The organism is Polaribacter sp. 11A2H, assembly GCF_011379025.1.
Lineage (GTDB): Bacteria > Bacteroidota > Bacteroidia > Flavobacteriales > Flavobacteriaceae > Polaribacter.
In genome coordinates this window covers 67,845-89,528 of record NZ_WTLD01000013.1, presented here as the reverse complement: position 1 = coordinate 89,528, position 21,684 = coordinate 67,845, and the positions used below count along the sequence as shown (strand labels likewise).

Sequence of the window (21,684 nt, the reverse complement as noted above, 5' to 3'; positions counted from 1 at the left end):
GTACTTTTTTAAAAGGACATATGTCTAATTCGTAATTGACTTTCTTATTCTACTTAAATGTCTTTGGGTGATGCCTAAATAGGAAGACAAAAAGTTTAAAGGAATTGCTTGCAAATATTCTGGCTGATTTATAAGTAAATCTTTATATTTTTTTTCTGCAGATTCTTTTTGCAACAAGAAAACTCTTTTTTCCATTTTAATGTATTCTTGCTCCGTAATTAACTTAAAAAATTTTAGCCAATTGGTACTCGATTTCTCTAATAGTAAAATTTCTTCTCTAGATATTGTTAATAATTCTATAGCTGTTAATGCCTGAATATTTTCAATTGTTTTTGTTTGAGACAAGAAAGAAGAGTAGGCGCTAACAAATGAATTAGAAAAGGTAAAACAGTAGGTAACTTCTTCTTCTGATGAAGTGTAATAAAACGACCTGAACAAACCAGAAACTACAAATGCGACTTCTTTAGATGTCTGACCTTCTTTAATGAAAAAATCGCCTTTTTTTAATTGCTTTTTCTGAACCTTACTTTCAAAAAGATCGATTTCTTTTTCGGTTAAAATGCCAAATGTTTGTAGGTAGTTTCTCATTTTTTTTTTGTTACCGGCAAGGATTTATTATAAGAAAATTAGTGAACAAGTACTAGCGGGCCTTATTACGTGTTTAAATAGGAATTTAAAATATCAATATTTTTTTTTAAAAAATTATTTTTTTTCAATAAGGTTTGTTATAAATAAAAAACCATAATAATCTAATAAGAAAATAGGGAATGAATTAAGTACAGAAACAGTATTATCAATATTAATATATTTTTCTAGTTGTTTTTCAAAAATATTAAATTGAGAAATATTATTTAAAGGCAAAATGTATTTGTCATTTGTAATAAAATTTGCTTTCATTATATGTAAATTAATAACTTGAAGCCATAATTTTTCAGAGTAATTATTTATTTGTTTATATTCATTTCTAGATTCAAAGTTTACTAATTCTTTATATCTAATATTTTCCTTTGCATTTACTTTTGAATCTTTAAAACTTTCAATAGATTTAATATGCTTCAATGACTCAACCATTGGATAATTTATATATAATTTTCCTTTCTCAGTTTCTTCGTTAAAAAGATTCAATAAATTTATAATTTTGTTATCATCGGCTAATGTTGAATGTCCATCATAATCAAAAAACATATAAATTTCAGCAAAATCATTTCTAGAATATTGAGCAAGAACTTCTTTGTTAGCTTTAATTTTTTTCAACAAGGTAAAAGTATCTAAATCTATATCTTTAGATATCTCATCGTATAATTGATAAATTTCCGCACAATAAGCACACGTAATTAAAGTATTATTTTGCTCATTTATAAAATATTTTGTAAGATTTTTTATTATAAACTGTTCAGTTTTCTCACCTTCAAAAATGAATAGTATGTTAGACATCGAAGGAACCGGCTTTATACATTTTTTCGATGTTATGAGCTTCTCTGAGTTCTTTATTAGTGCTTTTAGCTAATGATTTAATAGAATCTTTATACATTAAAAAATAACAATCAGGCCTTAATAAATCATTACTCATAACAGAAGTATTGTGAGTGGTTAATATAAATTGAACACCTGTTTCTTTTAATTCTTCGATTATTATTTCAGATAGTTCATGATGATAAAAAGCATCAAACTCATCTATAAATAAAAAAGAAACTACAGAATTCTCTTTTAACCTTTGTAGCCAAAAATAAAAAATAGCTAAAGCTTTAGTTCCTTGAGATGCTATTTCTGCAAAAGGGATCGTTTTATCACCAAATTTAAATGTAAGTATATCGTTATCAAATTCTTTAATTACACTTAAATTACATTTTATCCCAGCTTTATTTAAAAAAAGTTCTAAATCAGGTACATTTTTTCTATTTATAATATCTTGTTGAACACTTACTGCTCCAACTTCCAAACCAATATATTTTTTATCTTCAAGAGACCTAAATAGAAGCATCTTATCAATAAAATTATAAAATTCTAATAGAGTTGAATTTTCTTTGTTTTCATCTAGAAGAGAGTTGTTTTTTATATATTTTAATAGAGACAAATTGTTGTTAGTTAACTCTTTTTTTAAATTTTCTGTACCTTTAAAATTAATTTTTGCATGTTCACTATTTCTCTTATCTATCGAAGCAAGCAAATTATCATTTATAAAAAACTTTTCTGAAATAACAGTTTTGTTGTCTTTTTTTTCATATTCATAGACTACAATACTATTATTTAAAAGCAATTCATAACGGAAAGTTGCTAAATCAGAATTATTATTTGCATTTAAATAAAAATCATATTCATGTTGATTTATGTTTTTATCAGTTAATTGACCTACAATGTCAAAAAGAGCAAGACCTAAATTTGATTTACCAACACCATTATGTCCATATACTAAGGCATTGTTAACTACACCGTCCTTAATACTAGCTTTATTAAAATTATAACCATTGGTATTCTTTAAATCAAAAATAAATTCTTGATTAAAGCCTTTAAAATTAGTTACAGAGAATTTAGTTATCACAATTTATTTTTTTGTCAAATATATAATAAAAAATGTGTTCCGTAATTTTTTTACGGCAAGTTTTTGTTTTGAGTCAATATTGTTGCTAACTATAATAATATAAAATAGTTTCAATATTTTATATCAGAAGTTCGTGAAAATATGTTTTTTGATGTAAAAAGTATAAAATAAAAATATCTTTTTAAGATATTCTTATTTTATACAAGGTTTAACCTACTGTTTAAACGACAAAAAAACAAATGTTGTTAATTCTGTTTGATAAAGTATTATAAACAGTGAGTTTATTAAGAGATAAATGTTTGGGGAAAACCGAGAAAATTTACAAAGTGATAAAAAGCTAGTAATTAATTACCGACATTATTTACTTATTGCTTTTAATATTCTTTCTTCGTTTATAATAATATCTCTGAATAATACGTGTGGAAATTCAGTGTATTTTGAATTTTTAAAGGCTTCCGAAATATTAGATAGAGTAGATGCAGTAATTAAAGATAAATTCATTTCTGTATCCATTTCACAATCTGTTACAAAATCATCACTAAATTCAGGTGCAATAAGTAATATTTTCACAATTCGTAAATCATTTTTTAATGCTAAATTTTGATAAGATTTTAATTGTCTAGAAACTGCACTAAATTTATTGTAACCTCTTTCTTTACTTGTTTTACATTCAACAATTATAATTTCTTGGTTTCCTAAATTTAAAAGAATATCCATCATATCCTTTTTAGTATTTAATTGATTTTTAAATTTGTCATCGACATTAAATCCAATTCCTTTAAAAATGATACTTGTAAGTTCTTCAAATTTTAAACCGAGTTCACTTTCCTTTATTGTAATTCCGTTTTCTTTTAATAGGTTTAAGTTTCTGTAAGCTACATTTTCATAATTTTCTAAATATAGATTTTCTACATCTTTATAATGTTCTAAAATATTTAAAATATCATCACCTCTTTGTTTAATTCCGTTATCTTTTATGAATTTTGTTCTATCCTCTTTTATTATTAAATCTAAAATATCTCTTGGTTTGATATTATAATCAAGTAAAAAGTCAGCCTTTAAAACAAATTCGTCTTGTAGTTCAAATTGTTCTTTTATTTGCTTATTTAATTTAGGTAACGTAATATTTAGTTCAGAAAGTAGTTTCTCAAAACCGTCAAGAGAAATTCCAACTTTTTCGTCTCGTTCAATATTTTCAAAATATTCAATTAAACTATTTATTTTTTCATCTAAAGTACTTCCTTTTAGGTTATTAATATCAAGACCTTTTTCACAAAGTTCATTCAGAGTTTTTTTCTTTTCAGTAAGAGTACTTCCTGTTTTATAAATTCCAGAAAATAATAAATCTGTATATGAAACCCCTTCTTTAATAATTCCTTCTATTTTTTCTGAATAAGACAATTTTCTGTCTATGTTATGGTCTTTTGAAATTTGATTTATTATAGGTTCTCTTAAAAGTTTTAATGTTCTACGGTAATATTTTGTTGCTATTTCTTTTTTACGAGTTTTTCTTAAAAGTCTAACCATTTCGTCTGCAACATAGATAGTACTTTCTTTATTTGAGTAAAAAATAATACCAATATTTTTTAACCCTTTTATTACTTCTTGAATATCAACCTTTTTAATAGGTAAAATAGAGTAATTTATTAATTTAATTTCTTCTTGAGAAAGTCCTAACTGTTTTGATAGTGTTAAAATTATAGAAAGTTCATCTGAAGAAACTTTAGCTTCACGATTGTTTTCTTCATCATTATAATATGCGGTATGTAAGCAAAATTTATAAATTCTGTAATCTCTTTTTCTAGTTTCACTTAATTCTGATTTGTCATTATCAAAATCTGTATTTAGAACTTTAATTTTACCTTTTAAATTCTTTATTTCATTGTCATATAACCTTGAAAACCAATCTTGTTTCATTATACAGTTTCCGTCCCGAATTATAATATCAATTAAAACATCTAATTGAGTATTTATTTCTTGAAATTCAGATTTTATATGCTCTTGAAATTCATCTGAAATTAGAGCAAATACTTTATTGATATTTCTATTATCTACTGACTTTAAACCTTTATCAGATGAACTTAAAATCACATCAATTTCCTTGCTGTTTTTTGGTTTTTTTGAGATGATATTATCAATTACTTTAATAAACGAGTTTTTTTCAAGTGAGCCAAGTTTATCTAATATCTTTTCTAATTTCATAGTTTTTCTTTTTTATTCTAATTTTTGTTTTGCTTATATTTAAGCGAATGATATAAAATAGTTTCAATGTTTTATATCAGAAGTTAGCTAAGTTAGTTTTTTTGTGCTAAAAAATCAATAAGAAAAACAGCTTTTTAAAATATATTTATCATTGTTTTACAAAGGTTTAACCTACCGCTTAAACAACAAAAACAAACGTATAAATAAAAAACCTTTTAAGTTTACGGGTTTCAGTAATTAGTTTTATTTTATAATAATTTATAAAGTTTTAAAAGAGTTATAATAGTAAGAAAACCCATTTTTATTTACAGAATAATTTTAAATGATAACCATTTTTACCTTTCTATACATTAGAATAAAAATGCATCTTTGCACTTTATTTTATTTATGTCTATAAACACACTTTTAATAACGCCACCATTTACACAATTAAATACTGCGTACCCTGCAACCGCATATATTAAAGGATTCTTAGATTCTAAAGACGTGCAAACAACACAGATGGATTTAAGTATAGAGTTGTTTACGGCGGTATTTACAAAAGAATTTATAGACGCAATTTTTAAGCAAGCAGCAATGCTAGGCAACAAAGAATTGCCTTTAGTTTGGCAACAAAAAGAAGAATACATAAATAAGGTAGATTCTGTAATGGATTATTTGAGAGTGCAAGAAGTAACGGCAGCGTATCAAATTGTGCATAAAGACTATTTACCACACGGACACAGACGTGTAAAATTAAAAAACGATTTAAGTACAGAATTTGGTAAACTAGGTATTTTAGACAAAGCCAAACACATTGCCACGTTATTTGTAGAAGAATTAGGCGATTTTATAAACACCAATGTAGATGAGTTTTTCTCGTTTACACGTTATGCAGAACAAATTGGTAGAGCCGCTTCTAGTTTCGATGAACTAGACGAATGTTTACAGTTCGAAACCACGTTAATAGAAGACGAAATGCTGTACTTGTTAGACGAGAAAATACAACAAGACACTTATGATTTAGTTTGTTTTACGGTTCCTTTTCCGGGAAACTTGTTTTCTGCGTTGCGTTGTGCTCAGTTTATAAAACAAAACTATCCAGATATAAAAATTGCCATGGGCGGTGGTTATTGCAACACCGAATTAAGACGTTTGTCTGATCCTAGAATTTTCGATTTTGTAGATTTTATTACGCTAGATGATGGCGAAGGTCCGTTGTTAAGAATTACCGAATTTATTGCAGGTAAAATAGGCGAGGACAAGCTAGAAAGAACTTATATCTGTAGAGATAATAAGGTTGTGTATGCTAATAAAATTCCGAATACCATTTTTCATCATAAAAATTTACCCGCACCAAGTTACATTGGTTTGCCAACGGAAAAATACTTATCTTTTTTAGATGTTATGAATCCGATGCACAGAATGTGGTCTGACGGAAAGTGGAATAAACTCACCATTTCTCATGGTTGTTATTGGAAACAATGTTCTTTTTGCGACGTTACACTAGATTATATTAGCAATTACGAAAACACCACAGCAGACGATTTAGTCAATAAAATAGAGAAAATAATTTCAGAAACCGGAGTAACAGGTTTCCATTTTGTAGATGAAGCTGCACCGCCAAAAATGTTAAGAGCCTTGGCTAATAAATTGATGGAACGCAAAGTGTACATTACTTGGTGGACCAACATTCGTTTCGAAAAAACATTTACGCCAGAATTGTGTGCTTTATTATCTAAATCTGGTTGTATTGCTGTAACTGGCGGATTAGAAGTTGCTTCAGATAGGTTATTAGCAAAGATGAAAAAAGGGGTGGATATTGGGCAAGTAGCAAGAGTAACCAAAGCTTTTTCTGATGAAAACATTATGGTACATGCCTATTTAATGTTCGGTTTTCCTACAGAAACAGCACAAGAAACCATCGATTCTTTAGAAGTTGTACGTCAGTTATTTTATCATAATTGTATTCAATCTGCTTTTTGGCATCAATTTGCGTGTACAAGCCACAGTCCGGTTGGTAAAAACCCAGACGAGTTTGAAATTAACATTATTGGTCCGGAATTTAAAGGCTTTGCAGAAAACGATTTATATCACGAAGATCCAACAGGAGCAGAGCATCATTTGTACAGCCAAGGATTAAATACCGCTTTAAATAATTACTTAAATCACAAAGGGTTTGAAATTCCATTAGAAGATTATTTTAATTTTAAGGTTCCAAAAATCACTTTAGAAAACAACTTAATAGCAGGATATTTAAAAGTGTAAAAATGCTATTTTTTTTAGAAGCTATTTCCAGCTTTCCACTATATCTTTTTTTTCGTACCTCAAAAAAAGGATGCCGTTTCAATCTGGGCTAGACTTGTTTGTTGGCTGTTGTTCGAGCTCGTTTGTAACGAGTGCCAATAACATATAAAACATTAGGCTCTGTACTCGTTACAAACGAGCACTAGCAGAGCAATTTAATTACCGCAAACAGATTGCTTCGTACCTCGCAATGACGCTTATTAAATAACAATTAAAAAGGATGCCGTTTCAATCTGGGCTAGAATTATTTGTTAGCTTTTGTTCGTGCTCATTTGTAAAGAGTGCCAATAACATATAAAACATTAGGCTCTGTACTCGTTACAAACGAGCACTAGCAGAGCAATTTAATTACCGCAAACAGATTGCTTCGTATCTCGCAATGACGCTTATTAAATAACAATTAAAAAGGATGCCGTTTCAGTCTGGGCTAGACTTGTTTGTTAGCTTTTGTTCGCGCTCGTTTGTAACGAGTGCCAATAACATATAAAACATTAGGCTCTATATTCGTTACAAACGAGCACTAGCAGAGCAATTTATTTATCGCAAATAGATTGCTTCGTACCTCGCAATGACGCTTATTAAATAACAATTAAAAAGGATGCCGTTTCAATCTGGTCTAGACTTGTTTGTTGGCTGTTGTTCGCGCTCATTTGTAACGAGTGCCAATAACATATAGAACACCAGCTTCTGTACTTGTTACAAACGAGCACTAGCAGAGAGTAGTGAAAGCAGGAAAAAGCTTCTAAAAGAAAATGTTAGTCAATATAGCAGTAATCAACTAACATTTTAAGTTTTTATTGCAATTTTTAAAACGTACTTAAACTTTATTTAGCATACGCTCCAGAAGAATAGGTTAACTCGTAACTATGTGTGTACACTTCAAAAACGATACCGAAAGGATCTTCTACATAACACATTTTAAAAGGCTTGTCTTTTGGATAATATTCTCTAATTGGCATTCTTTGTTTCCCTCCGTACGCCACAATTTTATTTACCAATGCTTCAATATTTGGGTCTTGAATACAAAAGTGAAAAAGGCCTGTATTAAAAGGACTAAATTCTGGTGCTTCTTTTATGCCTTTCGGAAAAGAAAATAACTCAACCCCAATTCCGTCTGAAGTAGATAAATGTGCAATTTCAAATTCTGTCCAATCTTCGCCAAAAACATCAATACACATAATTCCAATTGCGGTGTCTGCTTCTTTTTTAACAGTAGAAGGCTCCATAATAATGTACCAGCCCATTACTTCTGAATAAAATTTTACAGCTTCTTTAATATTTGGAACGGTAAGACCTATGTGTGAAAATGATTTAGGATACTCTTGTTTTGTTTTCATAATATTTAATTTACGTTGCAAAATTAAATTATATTTGCCTATTTGGCAATAACTTACCTAAAAGTAGTATAGTTACCAAAACGAGTAAAATAATGATTATCAATACAATAAAATTATAAATTTGATAGAAAAAGTTACATGTCCTTTAAATTATACTATGAATTTAATAGGTACAAAATGGAAGCCTTTAATTTTATTCCATTTATTAGAAGGTGGTTTAAGGTCTGGAGTTTTACAAAAACACATAATAGGTGTTTCTAACAAAATGTTTACACAGACGGTTAGAGAGTTAGAAAAAGATGGACTTATTTCTAGGAAAGTCTACCCTGTTGTTCCGCCAAAAGTAGAATATAAATTGACTAAAAGAGGACAATCTTTAGAAAGTATTTTAAGGAATTTAGATAAATGGGGATTAGAAGACATTAGTTAAAATAAAAAACTATTCGTTATTAAGTTGCTTTAATTTATTGTAATTAAAAAACCAAATAGCTAAAACTATTGTTACAGCAGCAATTAATATACCGCTTGTTCGTTCAGAAAAACTAGTAACAGACCTATAATCAACAACATAAAAAGTTGCACAAATAGCTGTTAAAGAGTAAATAGATAAAATAGTTTTATGTTTCCATATTGGTAATTTAGCATTTAAACTACTTTGAATCCACCAAAAAACAACCATTGTTGGTACAGATAAAACTGCTCCAAAAAGCATCATCATAAAAGTAATTTTAAATGAATTTAAGATGCTATCTAAACTAGAATCATTAATAAAATCTACAGAAATGAACGCTAAAAGTAGAGGAGAGGTAATAATTGTAAATAACCAAACCTTTAAAGTATAACTCATTTTTAGTTTTAAATAAACAATAAAATAATTGTTAGAAGTACACCGCCAACAGCAAAATACATTCCTTTTTTAAAAACAGGCATTTTTGGTGCGTACATCCAAAAAGCAGAAAAAACAAAAAAGAGCAACGCAACTCCAAAAAAGATGTTTAAAAAATAAAGAGGACTGCTGGTATTTGCTTTATGTAGTTTTTCCATTTTATCAAGCACAAAGGGCAATTGCATTTTTTTTATCGTTGCAACACCTGTTGTTTGGTTGTAATTTCCATTTCTTAAATATAAAACAGCACCTTCTTGTTTTATTACTTTTGCTCCTTTTTTAAATATGGGCGCTAAGTCTAGTTCAGATAAATTTGGAGCTAATTTTTTTTCAGTGATTACTTCTGTTTTTAAGAAATCTGTATTTCTGTAAACCATTATAATTCCGCTTAATGCATACACAAACATAATTCCTGCTAAGAAAAAGCCTAAATACCTGTGAATAATTCTAATTTGAAATGAGAATGGAGTCTTTCTTTTAGTCATGATATTATTTAATTTAAAAAGTATATAGTTTGGACTTATATTTCTACTAAGGGTTTAATATAAAAGTTGCATTTTTTATGATTTTTTTTAACTATTTAGTTTTGTTTTACATGCACATCCATTTGTGGAAAAGGAATAGCAATGTTATTTTCAACAAACTTACGTCTTATAACTCTGCGGATATCACTTTTCATTCTATCTGAACCAAAGATAGAACTACTATAAAATAAGAGTTGAAAATCTAAAGAAGAATCTCCAAACCCTACTAATCTAGCTTCTATAGGTTTTTTATGATCTACTTCTGGATGTTCTTTACCGCTTTCATTAAGAATTTTAATAACAAACTCTACATCACTTTCATAAGAAACACCAATATTAATTCTAAAACGATTTAAGTGTGTTTGATGGCTCCAGTTAATCACTTTATTCGTTGTAATTAAAGAGTTAGGGATAATTATAGAAATATCATCTGTATTTAATCCTTTTGATGTTCGCAAACCAATTTCTTGTATTTTTACAATATCTCCATCTATTTCTAAAATATCAGAAATTCTAATAGACCTTTCAGAAAGTAAAATAATTCCAGAAATAACGTCGTTAAAGGTTTGTTGTAATCCAAGACCAACACCCACTAACAAAGCTGCAGAACCTGCAATTAATATGGTTACCTTAATACCTAAAGTTTCTAAAATTAATCCGAAAGAAACAATCCAAACTACATATTTTATAATTTGAAATAACGAATACGTGTTACCTTCATTAAATTCATTTACACCTTTGTTTCTAAACATGGACTTTTTTAAAATCCCTAAAACAATTTTTGTGAATATTATAATAAGAAACACCATACAAAGCGTGCTTACTTTTAAACTATACGCTCCAAGACTAAAGAGTTCGAATTCTAAAATTTTCTTTAATAAATCCATTCTGATTTTATACTAATTTTAATCTTTAAAAAGGTGATTTTCTATTTTTACAAAACATATTTTTCAAAAATATCATTCAATTCTTTCTCAGGCTCATTACATAAACCAGGGTGTGTTTTAGAACTCTGTATAATGGTGCTTCTGCAGGCCGCCAACCATCTAAAACGATCTGACGTTTCAAAGGATCCAATTTTTCCTCCCGCAGCTTTTCCTTCACAAATTAATTTCCAAGCATTTAAATAATTGTTTAAAGTATCTAATTCTAATTCTGGCGCCAATGCTTTTAGCTTATCCGCATTAATGTGGAATTTAATATCTAAGAATTTTTTACGTTTAGAAAATAAAATAACACCCACATTAAAGAATTCTTCGCGTTCTACTTTTGGTACCAATCTAATAATAGCATATTCAAATGTAACTTTATCTTGCATCTTCCGCTTCTTTTACTAATTCATCAATCATAGAAAGTTTTGCGTTTAAAAAACGATTATAAGCTGCTCTCATTTCAGTAGGATTTAAAACATCTCCTTCGTTTATCAACCAATCTTCCGGTATATTTGCCACAATTTCATTAATTACATCTGCATTTATCATCGTTTTAATTTCTAATGAAGCTTGTTGTAAAAGCGAAGCTTTTGGTAAAAGGACATGGTCTTTTATTAAAGGAAAAGTTCTTGTTAAATGGTTTTCCCAAGTCGCCCAATTATGATGAAAGTAAAAACTGGCTCCATTATCAATAATCCAAAGTTCATTATGCCAATTCAACAAGTTGGTGTTTTTAGCGGTTCTGTCAATATTGCTTATCAAACTATCTAAAATAACTACTTTAGAAGCCGTAAGCGCATCTGCAACAGAAACCAAAGGATCATACGTAATTGCGCTCGATAAGAAATGTAATCCTAAATTTAAACCGACACTAAATTTTAATAAATCCTGAATTTCTTCATCAGGTTCTGTTTTACTAAAAGAATCATCTAAATTCATAAAAACCAACTCTGGCACTTTTAAACCAATCGCTCTTGCGAGTTCGCCTCCTATAAATTCTGAAATTAATGCTTTTTTACCTTGACCTGCACCTCTAAACTTAAGTACGTATAAAAAGCCATCGTCAGCTTTTACGATTGCAGGCAAAGATCCGCCTTCTCGTAAAGGTTGCAAATATTGTACAACATTTACGGTTCTAATATCAATTGTGTTCATAAATACTAAATTATACTAATTCTATAACTTCAAGTTTATTTAAAGAGAATTTGTTTTAAACAATCTGTGTTTAATAAATTTTTATCATTTCTGATATTCATCAAAAGTACCATCAGAATAAAAAACAACAATACGTTGTATTTTTTTCCCAACCTTTTCAGAAGAAGAATCATTAAAAAAAGTTGGAGCATTAGCTGCTTTCGTTTCTGCATTTTTAGGAAAACTACCTTTTCCGTTTAACAACCAATACATATCTACGTCATTAAATTCTGTAGTTACTTTTAGAATAAAATCTAAACTTGGTTTATTTCTTCCGGATAGGATATGGGAAATACTGGAGCGTTGTACGCCAACCTTATCTGCAAACATAGAGGCAGATAATTGATGAAATTCCATCACTTGTTTTAAACGTGTAGTAAATTCAGATATGTTTACCATTGTAATATTGTTTCTTTATACAAATGTATACAATCTAATTGTCGTGACAAAAGATATAATTGTAAACAGTTTTAACAGTTCTTTTACATATAAAGTAAAGGTTTATGTAAACTATATAAAGCTCTAAAAGGTAGTTGTTTGAATTTAAGTTATAAAAGATTACTATACAATTTTACTCAATACTATTTAGTATCGGCTTGATTACAGAATGCAATTTACAAAGGTAACATCCGTAACCGAAAGAAGTCTTTACATTTGTAACAATTGGTCAATTTACAATTGTAACTTGTAAACTATTAACAAATGTAAATGTGTAAATAGCAACCAATTATTCCATAAATTAAAATTAGAGAACGGTACTTCAATTAATTTTTAAGCCTATTAATTTTTACAAATAATATGTATATGATTAAATTTATATGATAGCTAGCTTTTAAAAATTCTTTATTTTTGAAAAAAAATATCAGCATACATGAATACTTTACCTATCGATTTTTTAGAAAATATTTATTCCGCAGAAAAAGAAAATGCGTTACAAGGAAAATGGATTACTTATAAAGACATCGAAAACTTGTTTTCTAAATACACTTCTAAATTTGAGGTTTCTAAAATTGGTACTTCAGAAGAAGACAGACCTATTCATCAATTAAAAATTGGTACGGGTTCTAAAAAAATATTATTATGGTCTCAAATGCACGGAAACGAAAGCACAGGTACAAGAGCATTGTTTGATCTTTTTAACTGTATCTTAAATTCTACAGAGAGCACTTTTACAAAAATACTAGAAGAGTGTACGTTGGTTTTTATACCAATGTTAAACCCCGATGGCGCATTAGCATACACTAGAGTTAATGCCAATAATGTTGATTTAAACAGAGATGCCGTTAACAGAGAAGCAAAGGAAAGTAAGCTTTTACGCAGTATTTTAGAAGATTTTAATCCGCAGTTTTGCTTTAATCTACACGACCAAAGAACTATTTTTAGCGTAGAGGGAACTAAGAACCCAGCAACGATATCTTTTTTAGCTCCTTCGGAAGAAATTACAAGAGGTCTTACAAAGGGAAGAATAGCAACAATGGATGTAATTGTAAGTATGAATACGATGTTGCAAAACGTGATTCCTAATTTTGTCGGTAGATATACTGATGAATTTTACCCAACAGCAACGGGAGATAATTTTCAAAAATTAGGTTACAATACTATTTTAATTGAATCAGGCCATTATCCAGATGATTATAATAGAGAGGAAGCTAGAAAATATACCTTCTTTTCGATACTACAAGGATTGCATCACATTGCAAACTCAACTACGTTTATTAATTACGAGGATTATTTTAACATTCCGAATAATGATAAAATTTTCTACGATGTTATTCATAGATATTCAGACTCAAAAAAGGATGTTGCCTATCAATATGAAGACAAAATAATAGAGGGTAAGTTTGTTTCAAAATTAAACAAAGTAGATGAAAATCGTTTAAATTCTAAAATTGGACACTCCGAAATCGTTTTCGGAGGAGAAAAAGTTTAAGTATTTATTAGTTTTATGTTAGTTTAATTAAATTAAATTCATAAATTTGCGTAGTAATTTGAATAATACGTAAAAAATGAAAAAATTTATATTAGACGAAATTGATCATCAAATTTTAGATGTGTTAATTGAAAACGCAAGAACTCCTTTTACGGATATTGCAAAACAATTATTAGTATCGGCAGGTACAATTCACGTACGTGTAAAAAAGATGGAAGACGAAGGTATTATTCAAGGCTCTACACTTACATTAAACTATGAGAAAATGGGCTATTCTTTTATAGCACACGTAGGTGTGTATTTAGAGAAAACATCTATGACTCAGAATGTTATTTCAGATCTAAGAAATATACCTAACGTTACTGTAGCCTATGTAACTGCTGGAAAATACAATATTTTTTGCAAGGTTAGAGCAAAAGGTACTAATGATGCAAAAGACATTATTTACAGAATAGATGACATTCCTGGAGTAAATAGAACAGAAACAATGATTGCTTTAGAAGAAAGCATCAATGATAAAAAGAGAATGATGCATGAGATTTTTCAACAATTGTAAGCTTCTTTTTTAAACACTATTTAAAAAACCTTATCTGTAAAAAGATAAGGTTTTTTTTATGGATTCTATCTCTTTATCTGTATGTTTGTTAGCATAAGTATAAAATCTATATATTATGTCTTCAAAAATTGATTTTATTAAACCTCCTTCCATTCATAACGAAACGTTATTAAGTCTCTATAAAAGCATGTTAAAACCTCGATTAATTGAGGAAAAAATGCTAATACTCTTAAGGCAAGGAAAAATATCTAAATGGTTTTCTGGAATTGGTCAAGAAGCAATTTCTGTTGGCATTACCGCTGCCTTAGAAAAAGAGGAATATATTTTACCAATGCACAGAAATTTAGGTGTATTTACTACTAGAGAAATTCCTTTATATAAATTATTTTCTCAATGGCAGGGAAAAATGAATGGATTTACAAAAGGTAGAGACAGAAGCTTTCATTTTGGTACACAAGCCTACAACATTATAGGCATGATCTCTCATTTAGGCCCACAATTAGGCGTTGCAGACGGAATTGCACTCGCTAACTTGTTAAAGAAAAACAATAAGGTATGTGCTGTTTTTTCTGGTGATGGCGCTACTAGTGAAGGTGATTTTCATGAAGCCCTAAATGTAGCCGCTGTTTGGAGTTTACCTGTGCTATTTTGTATTGAAAACAATGGCTATGGCTTATCTACACCGTCTTTAGAGCAATTTAAATGTAAACATATTGCAGATAAAGGTATCGGTTACGGAATGGAAAGCCACATTATTGATGGTAATAATATTTTAGAGGTATACACTAAAGTTAGTGAATTTGCAGAAAGTGTTCGAAAAAATCCAAGACCAATTTTATTAGAATTTAAAACGTTTAGAATGCGTGGGCACGAAGAGGCGAGTGGTACTAAATATGTTCCGCAAGCAGACTTAGATTTTTGGGCAACTAAAGATCCAGTAGAAAACTATCAAGAATTTCTTAAAAATGAAGGTATTTTATCCGATGAATTTGAGGTTTCTCTTAAAAAAGAAATAGTTCACGAAATAAATGAACATTTACAAATAGCTTTTGATGAAGAAAAAATAACTCCTAATTTAGAAACTGAATTAAATGATGTGTATCAGAATTATGTACCAGACAAAATTCTACCTTCAATAGAAAAGAAAAAAATACGATTTGTAGATGCCGTTTCTGAAGGCTTAGAACAATCTATGATAAAACACCCCGACTTAGTAGTTATGGGGCAAGATGTTGCCGAATATGGTGGTGTTTTTAAAATAACAGATGGTTTTGTTGCTAAATTTGGAAAAGAACGGGTTAGAAATACACCTATTTGTGAATCTGCAATTGTTTCTGCTGCATACGGTTTGTCTGTAAACGGAATAAAATCTGTCGTAGAAATGCAATTTGCAGATTTTGCTTCTTCTGGCTTTAATCCAATTGTAAATTTATTGGCAAAATCTTATTATAGATGGCAGCAAAAAGCTGATGTAGTAATTAGAATGCCTTGTGGTGCAGACATTGGAGCAGGTCCTTTTCATAGTCAAACCAATGAGGCTTGGTTTACTAAAACGCCTGGGTTAAAAGTTGTGTACCCTGCATTTCCGCAAGATGCAAAAGGGTTGTTAATTGCAGCTATTAACGATCCCAATCCAGTGCTTTTCTTTGAACACAAAACGTTGTATAGATCTGTTTACCAAGATGTTTCAGAGAATTATTTTACCACAGAAATAGGTAAAGCTGCACTTTTAAAAGAAGGTAAACAACTTACAATTATCAGTTACGGAGCAGCAATACATTGGGTTTTAGATGTTTTAGAAAAGAATAAAAATATCTGTGCAGATGTTATAGATCTAAGAAGCCTACAGCCTTTAGATATAGAAACTATATATAGATCTGTTAAAAAAACGGGTAAAGCCATTATAGTACAAGAAGATTCTTTGTTTGGTGGAATTTCAAGTGATATTTCTGCTTTAATCAATGAAAATTGTTTTGAACACTTAGATGCCCCCGTAAAGAGAGTCGCTAGTTTAGAAACCCCAATTCCGTTTGATAAAAATTTAGAAAATCAATATTTAGGGAAAAATAGATTAGAAAAAATGCTTTTAAATTTGATAGATTATTAAAAATTGCTATTTTTAGATCTTAAACACTTACTAATGAACAACAAACAAATCACCTTAAAAAACCGTCCACTAGGAGCACCAGATAAAAATACTTGGCAATTTGAAGAAACCCCAATTCCTGCTTTAGAAGATGGAGAAATTTTAATTCAACAACATTATATTTCTTTAGATCCGGCAATGCGGGGTTGGATGAATGACACCAAATCATATATTCCGCCAGTAGCATTAGATAGTGTAATGAGAGCAGGTTCTATTGGTAAAGTGATTCAGAATAATAACAATCCTAATTTTCAAATTGGTGATTGTGTTTCTGGATGGGGAGGCGTACAACAATATATTGTTTCAGACGGAGAAGGCTGTTTTAAAGTAGATGAAAAAGTGGCTTCAATGCCAACTTTTTTAGGCATTTTAGGAATGCCAGGAATGACTGCTTATTTTGGTATTTTAGAGGTAGCCAAAATAAAAGAAGGCGATATTGTATTGGTTTCTGGTGCAGCAGGAGCTGTTGGTAGTATTGTTGGCCAGATTGCAAAAATTAAAGGCTGTACCGTGATTGGTATTGCGGGCGGAAAAGAAAAATGCGATTATATTGTAAATGAGTTAGGTTTTGATGCTGCCATCGATTATAAATCAGAAAATATTTATACTGCACTAAAACAAAAATGCCCAAAAGGAATTGATGTTTATTTTGATAATGTAGGCGGAAAAATTTTAGATGCTGCTTTAAGTAAATTACGAATGAGAGCAACCGTAGTAATTTGCGGTGCAATTTCTCAATACAATAACAAAAGGAAAGTAGCCGGACCAAGTAATTACCTGTCTTTATTAGTTACTCGTTCTACAATGAAAGGCATGGTAGTAACAGATTATTCTAAAGATTTTGGTAAAGCGGCAAAACAAATGGCAGTTTGGTTACAAGAAGGTAAATTAAAGTCTCGCGAAGATATCTATGAAGGAATTGAAAATTTTCATGAAACCTACAACAGATTATTTTCTGGTGAGAAAAAAGGTAAATTAGTGCTAAAAGTAATAGAATAGTGGAAGTAGAGCATTTTTTTCAGTGCCCACATTGCTGGGAAGAAATTTCAATGATTTTAGACCAAAGTGTTTATCAACAAACTTATATAGAAGATTGCGAAGTCTGTTGTAATCCTATAGAAATTACGCCAATTTTTGAAGAAGGAGAGTTGGTTAGTTTTAATGCACAATCTATAGAGCAATAATATTACACAGAGATGCGTAGAGTTTATCGCTGAGACTCGCAAAGATTTTTTTTGATATTTTCTCTGTGAATCTCTGCGAAATAACTTTTTCAATTAGAGCTAGAATTGTTTTCTAACATTTTTTAATTCTTCAGAAATACACCGTTTGTAAAAATGAACTGTAGATTATAGTTTTCACAGGAATAAAAAAGTAAAATACTTTTTTAAGTAAATTATTTTAAAATAAAACTCCGTGAAACTCTGTGTTTTTACTCCGTGAATCTCTGCGAAACAACTTTTTTACCCAACAGGATTCATCCAAGAAAAAGCTTTAAATAAACTATTCCAATCATCAGGAAAAGAAGCTTTTAAAACAAGCTCTTCTTCTGTAAACGGATGTTTAAATTCTAGTTTCCCTGCATGTAAAAACATATTTTTCCAACCAAAATTTTCTTCAAACATTACATCGTGATTCTTGTCTCCATATTTTGTATCACCAATTAAAGGGTGACTTATTTTATTTGAATGCACACGTAATTGATGCATTCGTCCTGTTTTTGGAGATAATTCGACCAAGCTATAACGAGAAGAATCATACGGTTTTACAGGAATATCTAAAGTTACTTGCGCTAACGTTTTTAAATGAGTTAATGCCTCTTTGTGCACATTAGAATCTCTTCCTTTTACAGGAGAATCTATAATTTTAGATTCTGGAGAAAAACCACGAACAACCCCATAATAAGTTTTCTGAATTTGATCTGCCGTAAACAAATCTTGAAACTTAGAGACATGATACGTTTCCTTTGCAAGTAAAATAATACCAGATGTTTTTCGATCCAATCGATGAATTGGGTAAAATTTACCACCTACTTGTTCATCTAATAGCTGTAAAAGAGATTTTTCATCAGCAACATTTCTAGAATGATGTGCATGGTGTACAAGTACATTATTGGGTTTCGCAACGCAAATAATATACTCATCCTGATAAATTATAGGGATTTCCATAAATAATTATAATAATTTTTGAAGTTGATACTCTAGTTCTGTTACTGAAATTTTTTCTTTAATAATGCCGCCGTTTCCATCAATCAACACCATATAAGGTATTGCTTTAACACCATACATAGAAGAAATTCTACCAAAATCATCAAAGATATGATGCCAACTTAGCATCTTATCTTGTTCAATTCCTTTTTTCCAAGCCTCTCTTGTTTTATCCTCAGAAACAGTAAGAATTGTAAAGCCTTTGTTTTTATACCTATCGTAAAGTTGCTTAACTCTAGGCGTTACTACTCTACAAGGTCCACACCAGCTTGCCCAAAAATCGATTAGCACTATTTTTTTCCCTTTAATTATCGATTTTAAGGAAATTAACTCTCTATTTATTCCATCTCCAGAAAACATAATTGCAGGTTTTCTATATTTTTTTTTAGCATTCGCTTCAACTACTATTGCCTTTTTTGCCAATGCATCATCAGTAATTTTTTGTAACTTTTTAATCTCTTTAGTTAAAACACTTTTTAACACTGTCGCTTTAGCAACCGCTGTATTACTTAATAAATCCTTAAGTTCCTTTAAATTAAAGTGCTGTGTTGTTGAAAAAAGGGTAGCAGATAATAGATTGTCTGCATTTGAAATGATGTACTCTGTAGTTAATTCTTTTTGATCAATCTCAATTTTATTTACAGCGTTCTGTAAGCTATCCAATTGTATTTCACCAGACATAAATGCATCTAAAACATCTAATTTCTTTGTGTTTAAATTACTCTGTAAATTATTAAAAGCAAGTTGTTTTGTGTTTAAATCTCCGCCAGAAACAAATGTATTGTCATCACCTAAAACAACTGTATACTTCGTGTTTTCTAGAATGATTGTATGTTTTTTTCTTTGATTTCTTAATTGTAATTGATGTAACGTTGGTAAAGCTACAAAACCTTTAAAATGAAATGTGTTATTGATAACTTTAGAAGAATCTATTTTTTTGTTTTGCTCATTAATTAAATAAACCAAAGCACTATTGCTTGTGTTTGGTAAAGCACCGTAAATAGTGTATCCTTTATAAACTTTTTCTTTCTTATCTGTTAAATTACAAGAAGTTAGCAATATAAAAACACAACAGAAGAGTAATTTAGACATACAATATATTTATCATTCATTTAAAATTAGCAATCGTGCAAAATACTATTATTCCGACAACTTTAAATGCTCTTTTTAACCTTTTATATTAAATAAAGTAACAAGATGTATTATTGAACGTTTAGCATTAAGTTTTCCTTAATTTAAGAAGTAGCATTAAAAGTAAAGAAATAACTCCACAAACAAAAAAGCCAATAAATAGAGGTAGTGCAGTATCGGTTATGTAGCTACCAATAAAAGTAGCAATTGGTACTGCCATAATAGTAGAAACAAACCCATTAATTGCGGCTCCAACACCTGCAATATGTCCTATTGGTTCCATTGCTAAAGCTCTAGTATTACCAAACAAAAACCCAATTGAAAAGAATTGTAATCCGAAGAAAATTAATAAAATATAAATATTAGGATTAGACTCTCCATAGAAAAATAAGATATAAATAAATGAAACTACAGTAAACATTACCGTAAAAAAGGAAACTAATTTAAACATTCCCATTTTAACAACTAGCTTTCCGTTTAAAAAAGTTGCCATTCCAATACTAATTGCCAAACTAGCAAATATAAAAGGAAATTCTTCTTCTAAATTGTATTGTTCTACAAAAATGTGCTGGCTAGCACTTAAATACACCATAAAAGACCCCGTAATAAAACCAGAAAATATAGTAAAAATTACAGCATATTTATACTTTAGAAACTCTTTTACACCTTCTATAAATAGGGCTAATTTAAATTCCTTTCTTTTCTCTATATCTAAAGTTTCTGGTTGCCTTTTCCAAACCCAAAGCATTATAAAAACTCCTATAATTAATTGACTATAAAAAATAGATTTCCAGCCATAAGCGTCTAATAATAACTTACCTAAAGCAGGAGAAATAACAGGTACTAAAAGAAATATCACCGTAATAAAAGACATTACTCTTGCCATATAATTACCGTTAAAACGATCTCTAACCATAGCAATACTTATAGTTCTTGGCGCAGACAAACCAATTCCTTGTAAAAACCGACCAACAATCATCATTTCTAAATTGGTTGCAAAAAGGCAAATAAAACTAGCGAATACAAAAACGCTAAAACCAACATAGATAATAGGTTTTCGACCAAAACTATCGGATAATGGCCCTGAAATAAGTTGTCCAAAACCAATCCCTAAAAAGATCATGGTAATAAATAATTGATTGTTTTTTGGGTCTATAATATGTATGCTTTTACCAATATCTGCTACTGCAGGCAACAATGCATCTATTGCAAAAGCAACCAACGACATTAAAGATGCCATTACAATTATAAATTCTGATTCTGATTTTTGTCTAATTTTCACGAGGCAAAAGTAGTTTTATTTAGGGGTTAAAGATGGTTAAATTTAAAAAAAATAAACAAAAAAAAGGTTGCTAAATAAGCAACCTTCTATAGTATTTTAATATTTAAAAGAGTTATTCTCTCCCAATTTCATTTATAGCAGAATTGTTTCCAATTCCTTTTGGGTTTTCTCCCCATTTATTAGCACCACTTTCTGAGTCTGTACAGAATAAAACTAAAAGCCAAATCGATCCAACTAAAGGAATAAGGACAATAAAAATGAACCATCCACTTTTTCCAACATCATGTAACCTTCTAGCTACAAGTGCTAAACTCGGTACTAAAATAGCTAAAGTATAAATATAGCTTAAACCTCCTAATAATGGAGACTCTAAAGCGATACCGATCCCTGCAAACACAATACTTATTACAATAGAAATTATTGCATTAAATAATGTAAACATCCAATATTCTTCTCTTCTTGCTCTTCCATTAAAATCTGCGTAATGTTCTTTTAAAACTTTTAAATACCAATTCATTTTTTATAAGTGTTT

Annotated in this window: 22 protein-coding genes; 7 read left to right on the top strand and 15 right to left on the bottom strand. The window is 29.5% G+C overall.

From position 1 onward, the window contains the following. Positions 1-24: 24 nt before the first annotated feature. The 4 genes from GQS58_RS14675 to GQS58_RS14660 form a co-directional block, all read right to left on the bottom strand. Entirely contained in the window at positions 25-588 is a 564-nt protein-coding gene (locus GQS58_RS14675) for a Crp/Fnr family transcriptional regulator (protein WP_166387223.1), read from the bottom strand. A gap of 114 nt (positions 589-702) precedes the next feature. Further along, the gene (locus tag GQS58_RS14670; protein ID WP_166387221.1) at positions 703-1,434 is read right to left on the bottom strand and encodes a hypothetical protein; all 732 of its coding nucleotides are present in this window, start codon (positions 1,432-1,434) and stop codon (positions 703-705) included. Then, positions 1,427-2,539: an AAA family ATPase gene (locus tag GQS58_RS14665; RefSeq protein ID WP_205860446.1), complete on the bottom strand. Its 1,113-nt coding sequence runs from the start codon at positions 2,537-2,539 to the stop codon at positions 1,427-1,429. The genes GQS58_RS14670 and GQS58_RS14665 overlap by 8 nt, the downstream gene beginning before the upstream one ends. A 357-nt stretch (positions 2,540-2,896) precedes the next feature. After that, positions 2,897-4,741, bottom strand: a complete 1,845-nt coding sequence (locus tag GQS58_RS14660; RefSeq protein ID WP_166387219.1) for a hypothetical protein — start codon at positions 4,739-4,741, stop codon at positions 2,897-2,899. A 369-nt stretch (positions 4,742-5,110) separates the two neighbouring features. Between GQS58_RS14660 and GQS58_RS14655 the strand changes: the two genes are divergently transcribed. Continuing rightward, positions 5,111-6,988 carry a B12-binding domain-containing radical SAM protein gene (locus tag GQS58_RS14655; protein ID WP_240914634.1) on the top strand — a complete coding sequence of 626 codons (1,878 nt, stop codon included), beginning with the start codon at positions 5,111-5,113 and terminating at the stop codon, positions 6,986-6,988. Positions 6,989-7,851: 863 nt separating this feature from the next. On the opposite strand, the gene GQS58_RS14650 is transcribed toward GQS58_RS14655, so the two are convergent. Continuing rightward, positions 7,852-8,364 carry a VOC family protein gene (locus GQS58_RS14650; protein WP_166387217.1) on the bottom strand — a complete coding sequence of 171 codons (513 nt, stop codon included), beginning with the start codon at positions 8,362-8,364 and terminating at the stop codon, positions 7,852-7,854. A 157-nt stretch (positions 8,365-8,521) separates the two neighbouring features. Between GQS58_RS14650 and GQS58_RS14645 the strand changes: the two genes are divergently transcribed. Further along, on the top strand, positions 8,522-8,794 hold the full coding sequence (locus GQS58_RS14645) for a winged helix-turn-helix transcriptional regulator (RefSeq protein WP_166387274.1): 273 nt from the start codon (positions 8,522-8,524) through the stop codon (positions 8,792-8,794). A gap of 9 nt (positions 8,795-8,803) precedes the next feature. Here GQS58_RS14645 and GQS58_RS14640 read toward each other — a convergent pair whose 3' ends face one another. From GQS58_RS14640 to GQS58_RS14615, 6 genes are all read right to left on the bottom strand, one after another. Beyond that, complete coding sequence (locus tag GQS58_RS14640) at positions 8,804-9,211, bottom strand: hypothetical protein (RefSeq protein ID WP_166387215.1); 408 nt, start codon at positions 9,209-9,211, stop codon at positions 8,804-8,806. Positions 9,212-9,219: 8 nt separating this feature from the next. Continuing rightward, positions 9,220-9,735 (bottom strand): hypothetical protein, encoded by a 516-nt coding sequence (locus GQS58_RS14635; RefSeq protein ID WP_166387213.1) that lies wholly within the window; start codon positions 9,733-9,735, stop codon positions 9,220-9,222. A gap of 95 nt (positions 9,736-9,830) precedes the next feature. Then, the gene (locus GQS58_RS14630; RefSeq protein WP_240914632.1) at positions 9,831-10,526 is read right to left on the bottom strand and encodes a mechanosensitive ion channel family protein; all 696 of its coding nucleotides are present in this window, start codon (positions 10,524-10,526) and stop codon (positions 9,831-9,833) included. A 182-nt stretch (positions 10,527-10,708) separates the two neighbouring features. After that, on the bottom strand, positions 10,709-11,092 hold the full coding sequence (locus tag GQS58_RS14625; protein WP_166387208.1) for a DUF3037 domain-containing protein: 384 nt from the start codon (positions 11,090-11,092) through the stop codon (positions 10,709-10,711). Beyond that, positions 11,082-11,861, bottom strand: coding sequence for a HipA family kinase (locus tag GQS58_RS14620; RefSeq protein ID WP_166387206.1), 780 nt, complete (start codon positions 11,859-11,861; stop codon positions 11,082-11,084). The genes GQS58_RS14625 and GQS58_RS14620 overlap by 11 nt, the downstream gene beginning before the upstream one ends. 84 nt (positions 11,862-11,945) lie before the next feature. Continuing rightward, complete coding sequence (locus GQS58_RS14615) at positions 11,946-12,299, bottom strand: helix-turn-helix domain-containing protein (RefSeq protein WP_166387204.1); 354 nt, start codon at positions 12,297-12,299, stop codon at positions 11,946-11,948. Positions 12,300-12,771: 472 nt separating this feature from the next. On the opposite strand from GQS58_RS14615, the gene GQS58_RS14610 reads away from it, so the two are divergent. From GQS58_RS14610 to GQS58_RS14590, 5 genes are all read left to right on the top strand, one after another. Continuing rightward, positions 12,772-13,830 carry a M14 family zinc carboxypeptidase gene (locus GQS58_RS14610; RefSeq protein ID WP_166387202.1) on the top strand — a complete coding sequence of 353 codons (1,059 nt, stop codon included), beginning with the start codon at positions 12,772-12,774 and terminating at the stop codon, positions 13,828-13,830. A 76-nt stretch (positions 13,831-13,906) separates the two neighbouring features. Next, the gene (locus GQS58_RS14605; RefSeq protein WP_166387200.1) at positions 13,907-14,386 is read left to right on the top strand and encodes an Lrp/AsnC family transcriptional regulator; all 480 of its coding nucleotides are present in this window, start codon (positions 13,907-13,909) and stop codon (positions 14,384-14,386) included. A 115-nt stretch (positions 14,387-14,501) separates the two neighbouring features. Continuing rightward, positions 14,502-16,493, top strand: a complete 1,992-nt coding sequence (locus GQS58_RS14600) for a thiamine pyrophosphate-dependent enzyme (protein ID WP_166387198.1) — start codon at positions 14,502-14,504, stop codon at positions 16,491-16,493. A 33-nt stretch (positions 16,494-16,526) separates the two neighbouring features. Then, the gene (locus GQS58_RS14595) at positions 16,527-17,531 is read left to right on the top strand and encodes an NADP-dependent oxidoreductase (RefSeq protein ID WP_166387196.1); all 1,005 of its coding nucleotides are present in this window, start codon (positions 16,527-16,529) and stop codon (positions 17,529-17,531) included. Continuing rightward, positions 17,531-17,716 carry a CPXCG motif-containing cysteine-rich protein gene (locus tag GQS58_RS14590; protein ID WP_166387194.1) on the top strand — a complete coding sequence of 62 codons (186 nt, stop codon included), beginning with the start codon at positions 17,531-17,533 and terminating at the stop codon, positions 17,714-17,716. Before GQS58_RS14595 ends, GQS58_RS14590 begins: the two co-directional genes overlap by 1 nt. A gap of 279 nt (positions 17,717-17,995) precedes the next feature. On the opposite strand, the gene GQS58_RS14585 is transcribed toward GQS58_RS14590, so the two are convergent. The 4 genes from GQS58_RS14585 to GQS58_RS14570 all read right to left on the bottom strand — a co-directional run bounded on the left by GQS58_RS14585 (position 17,996) and on the right by GQS58_RS14570 (position 21,669). Beyond that, on the bottom strand, positions 17,996-18,700 hold the full coding sequence (locus GQS58_RS14585) for a pseudouridine synthase (protein ID WP_166387192.1): 705 nt from the start codon (positions 18,698-18,700) through the stop codon (positions 17,996-17,998). A 6-nt stretch (positions 18,701-18,706) separates the two neighbouring features. Further along, positions 18,707-19,831: a TlpA disulfide reductase family protein gene (locus GQS58_RS14580; RefSeq protein ID WP_166387190.1), complete on the bottom strand. Its 1,125-nt coding sequence runs from the start codon at positions 19,829-19,831 to the stop codon at positions 18,707-18,709. Positions 19,832-19,958: 127 nt separating this feature from the next. Beyond that, complete coding sequence (locus GQS58_RS14575; RefSeq protein WP_166387188.1) at positions 19,959-21,152, bottom strand: multidrug effflux MFS transporter; 1,194 nt, start codon at positions 21,150-21,152, stop codon at positions 19,959-19,961. 112 nt (positions 21,153-21,264) lie between these two features. Beyond that, the gene (locus GQS58_RS14570) at positions 21,265-21,669 is read right to left on the bottom strand and encodes a DUF805 domain-containing protein (protein WP_166387186.1); all 405 of its coding nucleotides are present in this window, start codon (positions 21,667-21,669) and stop codon (positions 21,265-21,267) included. Positions 21,670-21,684: the final 15 nt, after the last annotated feature.